Source organism: Nocardia paucivorans NBRC 100373 (assembly GCF_000308675.1).
Classification (GTDB): Bacteria; Actinomycetota; Actinomycetes; order Mycobacteriales; family Mycobacteriaceae; genus Nocardia; species Nocardia paucivorans.
This window is the reverse complement of record NZ_BAGE01000009.1, coordinates 19,827-30,375: the sequence shown is the minus strand read 5'-3', so window position 1 is coordinate 30,375 and position 10,549 is coordinate 19,827. Positions and strand designations below refer to the sequence as shown.

Here is a 10,549-nt window from a genome sequence, read left to right as displayed (position 1 = left end):
ATCGCCACACCAACTCGATATGGTGCTGCTCCCCGGTGTGCGAAGCGATGGCAATGGCCAATTCCCGCTCGTCGACCGGTTCGAAACCGTGTCGGAGCAGGGCCAGCGCCTGCAATGGCTTGTTGGTGGAGCGCGGATAGATCGGGACGTGCACCTCACCGGCCTCGAAGACCGTTTCCCCATCGGGGCCGACGATCACCACCGACCCCCGGTGCACACACTCCCGGAATCCGGACCGCACCACCTCGACCAGTTCGACGCCCATTACCGCACCTCCGTGGCCGATACCGTGTCCGTCTCGTCCCCGGACGATTCGGCGGCGGACCCCGCGGGGGTGTCGGCGCCGGAACCGCGCCGGGCATGGCGAGCGATCTGCATCCGAATATCGTCGGAGATACTGGGCTCCATCGCGAGCAGGCGCTCCAGCCGAGCGGGGTCCCGGCCGGTGAACACATCGCGCACGGTGACCCCGTGCTCGGGAACGTGGACGATCTCGACCCGGTCGCCGGCTCCCACGGTGCCCTCCTGGAGTACCCGCAGATAGCAGCCGGTGTTCGCGCGCAGGGTGAACCGGCGCACCCACTGCCGTTCCCCGCTCCAGTGTCCGAATGTGGCGCATGGCACCCGGGGCGCACTCACCTCGAACAGTGCCTCACCGATCGCCCAGCGCGCGCCGATCACCGCATCGCTCACCGGCAGTCCGGTGATCCGCAGGTTCTCCCCGAACCAGCCGCTGGGCAGCTCGCGTTCGAGCTCCTCGGCCCAACCGAGCGCGTCCTCCTCGGCGTAGGCGTACACCGCCTGGTCCACTCCACCGTGGTACTCGGTATTGCAGACGTGATCGCCGTCCAGTCCGAGCCGGCGCGCCGGCACCCGTCCGAGGACCGGTCGTTTGTCGATGGCGCTGCGCCCCACTCGCCCCGGCACCGTTACCTCGGCGTGCACCACGCAGACGTCCAACACCCATCCGGTATCACCAACCCGCATCGGCGTACGCTCCTCTCCCCCGGTTCCGTCGAGGCCGCGAAAACGCCCCGGACGTCCGTGCTCTTCTCCCGGTCCGATGCCGGCCGCTACCGATCAGCGACCGCGCAGTCGTTCGACCGCCTGTCGACCGGCCTGCGGAGTGTCGTCCTCGACCACCGAATCCGGGTCGATGGCGGCGGCCATCGACCCCACCGTGAGCCGGGTGTCGACCGGTACGGCGCGCTTCACCAGAGCCAACGCTATGGGACCGAGTTCGTGGTGATCGACGACGGTGCCGAGCCTGCCGACAGCGCGGCCTCCCGCGGTGACCGTTTCTCCCGGGGCCGGACGTTCATCGGTGGAGCCGTCCAGGTGCAACAGCACCAGCCGCCGCGGCGGTTTGCCCAGATTGTGTACGCGGGCGACGGTTTCCTGACCGCGATAGCAGCCCTTGTTCAGGTGGACGGCGCCGTGCTCTTCCGGGCCGCCGATCCAGTTCACCTCGTGCGGAATGGTCCGCTCATCGGTATCGAGACCGATCCGCGGCCGCACCGCGGCGACCCGCAGCGCCTCGAAGGCCCAGGAGCCGGCCGGTTCGGCTCCTGCCGCGGTGAGCTCGGACCAGTACCGACCCAGGCGGTCGCGCGGCACCACGAGATCGAAGGAGTGGGCGGTCGGCCAGGGCATCCGGCGCAGGAAACCGCCATCGGGCAGCGGTACGGCCTTGTCGTCCGGCAACCGGTCGATACCGAGCGCCCCGGTCAGTGTGTCGGCGCGTGGACCGAGCAGGCTCAGCACGGCGTGGTCGGGGGCGGCCTTCGGTTGGGCGTCGGCCCAGAAGACCATTTTGGTGAGGAAGTCCAGCAGGGTGGGACCACGTTCGGCCTCGGTATCGACCCACACCGTGTCGTCCAGTTCGGTGAGGACGAAATGGTGCAGGACCCGACCGTTCTGATCGAGATCCAGGTTCTCCGCCGACTGCCCGTCGGTGAGATCCGCTACATGTTGACTGGAGATGGTGTGCAGCCACCGAAGCCGTTCGGCGCCGCCGATGGTGAGGACGAAGCGGTGCGAACGGTCCACGATCGCCACCCGCTCGACTGCCGCTCGCTGTTCCCCGAGCGGATCCCCGTAATGCCACGCCACGGCGGCGTCGGGGGAATCGGGCGCGGCGGCGACGGCTCCCGGTACTGCCAGAACAGGGCTGGGTTCGACGACCACCCCACCACTGTAGGTCCTTACCCGTCGGTCGCGCCGCAGACCCCGACCGTCCGGCCACACGAACCGATCCGAACCGACCGCCGCGACCGCCCCCGCGCGGAACGGAACCCGCGCGACGCGGGCGTTTTCACCGGGCCATCCACCAGGGCAACCGGCCGCCCGGCGGGAGGTAGCCGTCCACCTCGGCGATCCATTCGTCCGCCGCCGTCGCAACCGCCTCCGGGGCGAGTCGCACGGTGACCACCGACGGATCGCCGGCGCTGGTCCGTTTCCGCCACGGCGGCGAGAATTCCAGATCCAGGCCGATGTGCAGGTCGATATCCCCTTCGGCGCGGCAGGCGCCGGCGAAAACCAGATTGGGTTCGGTGAATGTCAGCCGCGCGGGACCGGTTGTACCGTCCGGATCGTCGGCCGCACCGATATCGCGCTCCGCGAGGCGTCGTAGCCAGTGGCCGAGCTCGACCGCGTCGTCGAGCGTCAAGGCCTGCCAACGAAAGGACCAGTTTCCCAAAGGGCAGTTCGCGGAACCGGCGATCACCAACCAGCTGTACCGAATCCGCGGATCGGTGTGCTCCGGGAACTGATAGTCGGCGACTGACAGTTCCACACCGTATCCGTCACAGTCGATCAACTTCACCGGCGCAGTGTGACACCATCTTTCCGATCGTGCCGAACAACATCGTGCCGAACAACACCGCCCACACAGCGCACCCGACTACCGCGATGACTCGCCGAGTCCGCTCCCCGAAACCGAAGAACCCGCTCCGACGTGGTGATTCGCCTTTCGATCAGCGGACTCGCCGAAATATCGGCGTACCGTCCGGGCCGCGAGCACGCCACCCGCATTGACAGCCCAGTGCAATAGCGCGGGGGCGGTCGCACTGTCGGCGCGGCGGCGTAACGCACCGAAAACCAGTCCGGCGGCGGTGGTGAAGGCGACCGTTCCCGGCACACTGTCACCCGCATTGCGCGCGGGGTGAACATGCCAGAGTCCGAAGGTCGTCGCGCCCACCACGGCCCCGATACGGGCGCCGAACGCCGCGTCGAGCAGCGGCTCCAGGGTGGCGCGAAAAACCAATTCCTCGGTGTACACCGTGCCGATCGGGATATGGACCGCGATCCATTCGATGGTGCCCAGCTCGGGAGCGCGTGCACCGGCCCCACCCACCATCCTCCGTAGCGGGGGAACCGCGGTGGCCGCGGCATATCCGGCGACCACCATCGCCGCACAGCCGAGCCCATAGCGCAGCCCCCGGGCCGACGCCCAATGCGGCCGCCCCCGGAACACCACCGCGTAACCCGTGGCGGCGACCGCATTCGCCACCGTGCGTCCGCGATGACCCAACCGCAACCGCGGTAACAACAGATTGCTCCACACCGGCGGCGCGACCACCGCGGCGACCGTTCGGACCGGACTCGTCATTTCACCTCCCGCTCGTAGGCCTCGGCGGCCGCGATCTGCACCCGGATACGTTCGGCCAGTTCGGGGTTCCACTCCGGCGGGCGGCTCACGGCTGCCCAGGCGTCCAACACCAAGGTGCCGTAGCGGTGGCCGTGTCCGTAACTGACGCCCTGCGCATTGGTGAGATCCGCACTGACCTGCCAGAACGTCACGAACGGCGCCCAACGCATCCGGGGCGACACATCCGCGCCGCGTGGTTCGGAAAGCCAGTCCGGGCGCGAGAAGATCAGATCCGGCGACCACCACACGATGGGGTCGGAGGGGTGTTGCAGATAGGCGATACGGGGTGTTCGCCATTCCGGTCCCGGACGCTCCAGTTCCGCACGGTTGGCGGCGAAACGCACCACCAGGCCATCCGCGTAGATCGGCTGCACCTCCCGGGAACCGGGATCGCGGCGGGTGACGAACTGCCGCCACAACCGGTTCGAGTTGGGCGGCCCCACCCAGAGCGCGCCGTCCACCTTCGCCCGCAGATCGGCCAATCCGTCGAACGCCGCCTCCGAACCCTGGGAACCCAGACTCTCCCCGTACACCAGCAGTTTGGGCCGGGAATCGGGCGGCCGCGCCGACCAGTGCCGGTATACCGCCTCGAACAGTTCCCGCCCCGCCACCGCAGCCTTCCCACGGTCGGCCAGAAACGACAGCGCGCTGGGCAGATACGAGTACTGGGTGGCGACGATCGCACTGTCCCCGGCATACATGTATTCGATCGATTCGGCCGCCATCGTGTTCACCCAGCCGGTGCCGGTAGTGGTGACGACGACGAGCACTTGTCGATCGAAAGCGTCGGTCCGCTCCAATTCGGCGACCGCCAACTCCGCCAGGCTCTGCCCCTTCTCGCGGGATTCCAGACCCACGTAAACCCGAATCGGCTCCTTCGCGGGCCGGCCGACGACCCAGGAGATCCGCTCGGCGTCGGGCCCGTGGGAGACGAACCAGCGGCCCTCGAAACCGAGGGTGTCCCAAGAGGCCAGCGATTGCGGACTCCCCGACCGCTCCGGTATCTGCGGCTGCACGGCGTATTCGGAGGTGAGGTCGTTACGCACACTGAACGCCGAATTCGCGACCGCGAAAAACACTCGGGAGGCCACACCGTTGAACAGGGTCACCACCAGCAGCACCAACAGCAGCAGTCCCGCGGCCGGCGCGAGCGAGCGCGGCACCCGCACCCAGCGATTGAGCTGCCGGGCCAGGAACAGAACCATCTCGCGCACCGTGCGATAGCCCGCGACCACCAGCACCCCCACCGTCACGCTCAGCCCGCCGGTGCGCAGATAGGCCGGTGTGGTGGTGCCCTCCATACCCATCAGGGCGGTGATCTCCCGCTGCCAGCTCGCCGAATGCACCAGCATGTATGCGGCGCTGACACCGCAACCGGTCAGCACGAGGGATTTCACCGCGTAGCGGACCCAGGTGGGCGGAACGGAAATATCCCGCAGCCGCGGCCGAACCCACAGCCGGAACAGCCATTCCAGCACACAGCCCACGCCGTACCCGAGCGCGGCGTTTATCCCGCTGATCAGCCCCTGGAACATCCAGTCCCGTGGCAGTAGCGACGGTGTCACCGACAGCGCGAAAAAGGCCGTGGCCACCACGAGCCCGACATAGTTCAGATCGATGATCCGCTCGATACGCCGAACCATCGCGACGCCGCGTATCCGCAGCCGGGTGAGGGTGTCGGCCGTCTCGAGCACACAACCCAGTATGGCCGGGTTGTGCGGCCCGCACGTTCGCGCGGGTGTATTCGCGGTCGTCGAGTCTCCGCGGCGAAGCCCCCGACGAGGCCGGTTTCGTCGGGGGCGAGGGCCTGTGACCAGACCGATATGGGCGGTTCGGCGAGGAGTCAGGCTTCCTGGCCGAAGAGGGCCGGGAGGGTGCCCTCGTGGGCGGCGCGCAGTTCTTCCAGGGTGATGGAGAACTGGCCCTGGATTTCGATCGAATCCGACCCCTGGTCCACGACGCCGATACGCACCCAGGGCAGCTGACGTGCGGTGCACATACGGGTGAAACGGGTCTCCTCCGAACGCGGTACCGCCACCAGCACCCGTCCGGCGGATTCGGAGAACAGGGTGACGAACGGATCGGCGTCCTCGGGAAGCAGGATGCGGCAACCGGTTTCACCGGCCAGCGCGGCCTCCACCACGGCCTGGGCCAGCCCGCCTTCGGACAGGTCGTGCGCGGCATTGATCATGCCGTCCCGCGAACCCGCGGTGAGCACCTCGGCCAGCAACTTCTCCCGGGCGAAATCGACCTTGGGCGGCACCCCGCCCAGATGATCGTGGGCGACCTGCGCCCAGATGGAACCGCCGAATTCGTCCCGGGTCTCGCCGAGCAGGATCAGGGTCTCACCCGGTTCCAGGCCCGGGCCGGGCGGGATGCGACGGTGCACATCATCGATGACGCCGAGCACACCGACCACCGGGGTGGGCAGGATGGCGACCTGGCCGGTCTGGTTGTAGAAGCTGACATTGCCGCCGGTGACCGGGATGCCCAACGCCACACAGCCGTCGGCGAGTCCGCGCACGGCCTGCTGGAACTGCCACATCACCCCGGGATCCTCCGGCGAACCGAAGTTCAGACAGTTGGTGACCGCCTTGGGGGTGGCACCGGTGGTGGCCACATTGCGATAGGCCTCGGCGAGGGCCAGCTGCGCCCCGGTGTACGGGTCGAGTTTGGTGTAGCGGCCCGAGGCGTCGGTGGCCAGGGCGATACCGCGGCCGGTCTGTTCGTCGACCCGGATCATGCCGGCGTCGGCGTATTCGGCCAGCACGGTGTTGCCACGCACATAGCGGTCGTACTGCTCGGTGATCCAGCGCCGACTGCACAACTGAGGGCTGGAGACCATCCGCAGCAGGGTTTCGCGCAGTTCGTCGGGGGTTTTCGGCCGAGGCAGGTGCTCGGGGCCGTTGGCGTTGAGGGTGTCCTGGTCGTCGGGCCGGCGCACCGGACGTTCGTAGACCGGGCCCTCGTGAGCGACGGTGCGCGGCGGCACGTCCACTACGGTCTCCCCGTGCCAGGTCACCACCAGCCGGTCGCCATCGGTGACCTCACCGATCACGGTGGCGAGCACATCCCATTTGCGACAGACCTCGAGGAAGGCGTCCACGTTCTCGGGGGCGACCACCGCGCACATGCGCTCCTGCGATTCGCTGGACAGGATTTCCGCCGGGGTCATATCGGCCGCCCGCAACGGCACCCGGTCCAGTTCGATCCGCATACCGCCGTCACCGGCGGCGGCGAGTTCGGAGGTGGCACACGACAGGCCCGCACCGCCCAGATCCTGAATGCCGACGACCAGCCCGGCCGCGTACAGCTCCAGACAGCATTCGATGAGCACCTTTTCGGTGAACGGGTCGCCCACCTGCACACTGGGTAGTTTCTTGCGGCCGGTGCCGGACTCGTCGCCGGAGAAGGTGTCCGAGGCCAGAACCGACACACCGCCGATCCCGTCCAGACCGGTGCGCGCCCCGAACAGGATGATCTTGTTCCCGGCGCCGGAGGCAAAGGCCAGATGCAGGTCCTCCACCCGCATGACACCGGCGCACAAGGCGTTGACCAGCGGATTGCCCTGATATGAGGCGTCGAAAACGGTTTCGCCGCCGATATTGGGCAGCCCCAGCGAATTGCCATAGCCCCCGATACCGCGGACCACCCCGTCGACCACCCGACGAGTGTCGGGGGCGTCGGCGGCGCCGAAGCGCAGTTGATCCATCACCGCGATCGGGCGGGCGCCCATGGCCATGATGTCGCGGACGATACCGCCGACACCGGTGGCCGCGCCCTGGTACGGCTCCACATAGGACGGATGGTTGTGGCTTTCCACCTTGAAGGTGACGGCCCATCCGTCACCGATATCCACCACGCCCGCGTTCTCGCCGATACCGGCGAGCATGGACGCGCGCATCTCCTCGGTGGTGGTCTCGCCGAAATACCGCAGATGCACCTTCGACGACTTGTACGAGCAGTGCTCGCTCCACATCACCGAGTACATGGCCAGCTCGGCGTCGGTGGGGCGGCGCCCGAGGATCTCCCGGATCCGGGCGTACTCGTCCTCCTTCAGGCCGAGCTCGGCGTACGGCTGCGGCGTGTCCGGGGTGGCTGCGGCGGTGGCGACGGTATCGACCTGCTCACTCACGGGATTACCAGGGTCCTTTCGGCCAGGTATGGGGAGGACAACCCGCGGGCCCGCCGCAGCGATGCGTCGGTGCTGCCGGCTTGTCGCGAAATACGAGTGTGAGTCTACTGTCGGGAAAAGGCCGCCTGCTCAGGGGCCGGGCGCGGACCGTTCCGCACAAGGGTCGGATCGTGCCGGTTACCCTTTCCCGAATGGACGAGAGATCGGGGTATCCCGGCTCCGCGGAGCCGGAGCTCACCGATGACGCGCGGATCGACTTTTCGACACAGGCACGACACCGCCGCTGGTTGACCCTCGCCGTATCGCTGTTCCTGCTGTCCGCGCTGATCTCCTGGCTGGCGAACTGGTGGGACGGCTATATCGACCTCCAGGTCTATCGCAACGGCGCCCGTGCCTGGTTGGACGGCGACGAGCTGTATGGTCCGCTGCCGCCCGCCGGCGGAATCGACCTGCCCTTCACCTACCCCCCGTTGGCCGCGTTGTTCTTCGCCCCGCTCGCCCTGATGCCCCTGGGACTGGCCGAGCTGGTGGTGTTGGTGACCTCGGTATCGGCCCTGGGGATCACCTTGTGGCTGGTGCTGTGCCGGTTGCGGCCGGAACTGGACCGCACCGCGCTGCTGCCATTGGTGATCGGCGCGGTGGCGGTGACCCAGGTGTTCGAGCCACTCCGACAGACCTTCGGATTCGGCCAGATCAACCTGGTGCTGATGGCCGCCGTCGCCCTCGACTGTCTGACCCGCTCACCGCTGTGGCCGCGGGGCCTGCTGATCGGTGTGGCGGCCTCGGTGAAGCTGGTCCCCGCCGGCTTCCTGTTGTTCTTCCTGCTGCGGCGGGACTGGAAGGCGGCCGGCACGCTGGTAATCTCCGCCCTCGGCTCGATCGGTATCGCCTATCTGCTGTTCCCCAGCGATTCGACCGAATACTGGTTCCACAAACTGGCCGATACCGGCCGGATCGGGCCGCCGCACTATGCGGGTAATCAGTCGCTCAAGGGTTTCGCGTTCCGGCTCGGCGTCCCGGATTCGGCGGCGACCCTGATCTGGCTCGGGCTGGCAGTGGTCGCGGTCGCCCTGGCGGCGCTGTGGATGCACCGGCTGCTCTCGGTGGATGCCGTGGTCCCGGCCCTGCTGGTCAATGCCATGACCGTGCTCCTGGTGTCCCCGGTGTCGTGGTCACATCACTGGGTGTGGCTCGCCCCCGCGCTGCTGGTCGCGGCGGATGTGCTCGTGCGCCGCAGCGGCGGCGTCGACGTGCGCCGAGCGGGTCGCGTAACGCTCGGGGTGGTGGCCGTGCTCGCCATCATGTTCCTGATCGGCCCGCAGTGGGTGCTCCCACATCAGGAAGATCAGGAACTCGGCTGGGCACTATGGCAGCAGCTGCTCGGCAGCAGCTATGTGCTCGTCGCCTTCGGCGCGCTGGTCGTGGCTGCGTTCACCTACCGCCCCGCTGTCTCCGGGGTGAGGAAAGCGGCCAACGCGGCGGCGTAGGAGACGATATCGGCGGCGCCCATCATTTCCCGGGCCGAATGCATGGCCAGCTGCGGAGCACCCACATCGACGGTCGACATACCGGTACGCGCGGCGGTCATCGGACCGATGGTGGATCCGCACGGCAGATCGGCGCGGTGCACATAGCGCTGTAGTGGCACCCCGGCCTGCTCGCAGGCCAGCGCGAACGCGCCCGCGCCGGCGGCGTCGGTGGCGTAACGCAGGTTCTGGTTCACCTTGAGCACCGGACCACCGTTGACCTCGATACCGTGCGCCGGCTCGTGCCGTTCCGGATAGTTGGGGTGGGTGGCGTGCGCCATATCACCGGACGCGCACACCGATCCGGCCAGGGCTGCCAGGTAATCGGCGCGGTCGCCGCCCCGGGCCAGAACGATCCGCTCCAATACGGTCGGCAGCAGATTCGACTGGGCGCCGCGATCGGACTGGCTGCCCACCTCTTCGTGGTCGAACACCGCCAGCACCGGCACCGCCGCGCCTGGTGAGTCGACGGCCGCCAGGAAGGCGCGCAGCCCCGCGTAGCAGGTGCCCTGGTTGTCCAGTCGTGGCGCGCTGATCAGATCGTGATCGCGCCCGATCGGCCGGCTGGGGGTCAGATCGTGGGTCATCAGTTCCCAGCCGAGCACCGAGGCCGGGTCGATCCCCGCGTGTTCGGCGACGAAATCCAGGAATGAACGTCGCTCGCCGCCGATGCCCCAGACCGCGTTGACATGCCGCTGCGGGTCCAGGGTGACGCCGCGCCGGTCCTCCGACAGGTGGATCGCCAACTGCGGCACCCGCAGGATGGGCTCGTTGATTCGCACCAACCGCTCACCGACAGCACCGCCCTCGCGCACGCTCAACCGGCCGGAGATACCCAGTTCGCGGTCGAGCCAGGAGTTCAGCCAGGCCCCGCCGTACGGCTCCAGGCCGACCAGCTGCCATCCTGCGGAGACCAGATCCGGATGCTGTTTGACCCGCAGATTAGGGCTGTCGGTATGGGCGCCGACCACCCGGAACGCCGGGGCGTGATGGGCATCGGCCCATGCGATCAGCGACCCACCGCGCACGATGTAATGCCTACCCCGCACATCCGTCGGCCACGACCGCGTTTCGTCGAGCCGGGTGAAGCCGTGCTCGTCCAGATCCTGAGCGATCGTATGGCAGACGTGAAACGGGGACGGCGACTCATCGATGAAGGCGCACAACCCGAGGGCCGACGCCGCAGTGGTAGAAACCGGCATGCACCGATCCTAGGCAGCGACGCCGCCCTGCCGAAGA

At 68.1% G+C, this 10,549-nt stretch carries 9 protein-coding genes; 1 reads left to right on the top strand and 8 read right to left on the bottom strand.

The features are described from left to right. The 7 genes from ON32_RS02485 to purL form a co-directional block, all read right to left on the bottom strand. Positions 1-265, bottom strand: a 265-nt coding sequence (locus ON32_RS02485) for an asparaginase (RefSeq protein ID WP_040788404.1), incomplete at its 3' end; no start/stop codon positions are given. Further along, the gene (locus ON32_RS02480) at positions 265-987 is read right to left on the bottom strand and encodes an MOSC domain-containing protein (RefSeq protein ID WP_083873910.1); all 723 of its coding nucleotides are present in this window, start codon (positions 985-987) and stop codon (positions 265-267) included. The genes ON32_RS02480 and ON32_RS02485, both read right to left, overlap by 1 nt. 93 nt (positions 988-1,080) lie before the next feature. Further along, a complete protein-coding gene (gene ygfZ / locus ON32_RS02475) occupies positions 1,081-2,187 on the bottom strand; it encodes a CAF17-like 4Fe-4S cluster assembly/insertion protein YgfZ (RefSeq protein ID WP_040788403.1) in 1,107 nt (368 codons plus the stop codon). A 127-nt stretch (positions 2,188-2,314) separates the two neighbouring features. After that, complete coding sequence (locus tag ON32_RS02470) at positions 2,315-2,824, bottom strand: WapI family immunity protein (RefSeq protein ID WP_040788401.1); 510 nt, start codon at positions 2,822-2,824, stop codon at positions 2,315-2,317. 78 nt (positions 2,825-2,902) lie between these two features. After that, on the bottom strand, positions 2,903-3,610 hold the full coding sequence (locus ON32_RS02465; protein ID WP_051132781.1) for a CPBP family intramembrane glutamic endopeptidase: 708 nt from the start codon (positions 3,608-3,610) through the stop codon (positions 2,903-2,905). Next, complete coding sequence (locus ON32_RS02460) at positions 3,607-5,343, bottom strand: alpha/beta hydrolase (protein ID WP_040788399.1); 1,737 nt, start codon at positions 5,341-5,343, stop codon at positions 3,607-3,609. Before ON32_RS02460 ends, ON32_RS02465 begins: the two co-directional genes overlap by 4 nt. Before the next feature lie 149 nt (positions 5,344-5,492). Continuing rightward, positions 5,493-7,784: a phosphoribosylformylglycinamidine synthase subunit PurL gene (gene purL, locus ON32_RS02455; RefSeq protein ID WP_040788398.1), complete on the bottom strand. Its 2,292-nt coding sequence runs from the start codon at positions 7,782-7,784 to the stop codon at positions 5,493-5,495. A 191-nt stretch (positions 7,785-7,975) separates the two neighbouring features. Here purL and ON32_RS02450 point away from each other — a divergent pair, with 191 nt between their 5' ends. Next, positions 7,976-9,271: a glycosyltransferase 87 family protein gene (locus tag ON32_RS02450; RefSeq protein ID WP_083873908.1), complete on the top strand. Its 1,296-nt coding sequence runs from the start codon at positions 7,976-7,978 to the stop codon at positions 9,269-9,271. Here the strand turns inward: ON32_RS02450 and ON32_RS02445 are convergent. Further along, a complete protein-coding gene (locus ON32_RS02445) occupies positions 9,220-10,512 on the bottom strand; it encodes a M18 family aminopeptidase (protein ID WP_040788397.1) in 1,293 nt (430 codons plus the stop codon). The two genes, ON32_RS02450 and ON32_RS02445, sit on opposite strands and share 52 nt — an antisense overlap. Positions 10,513-10,549: the final 37 nt, after the last annotated feature.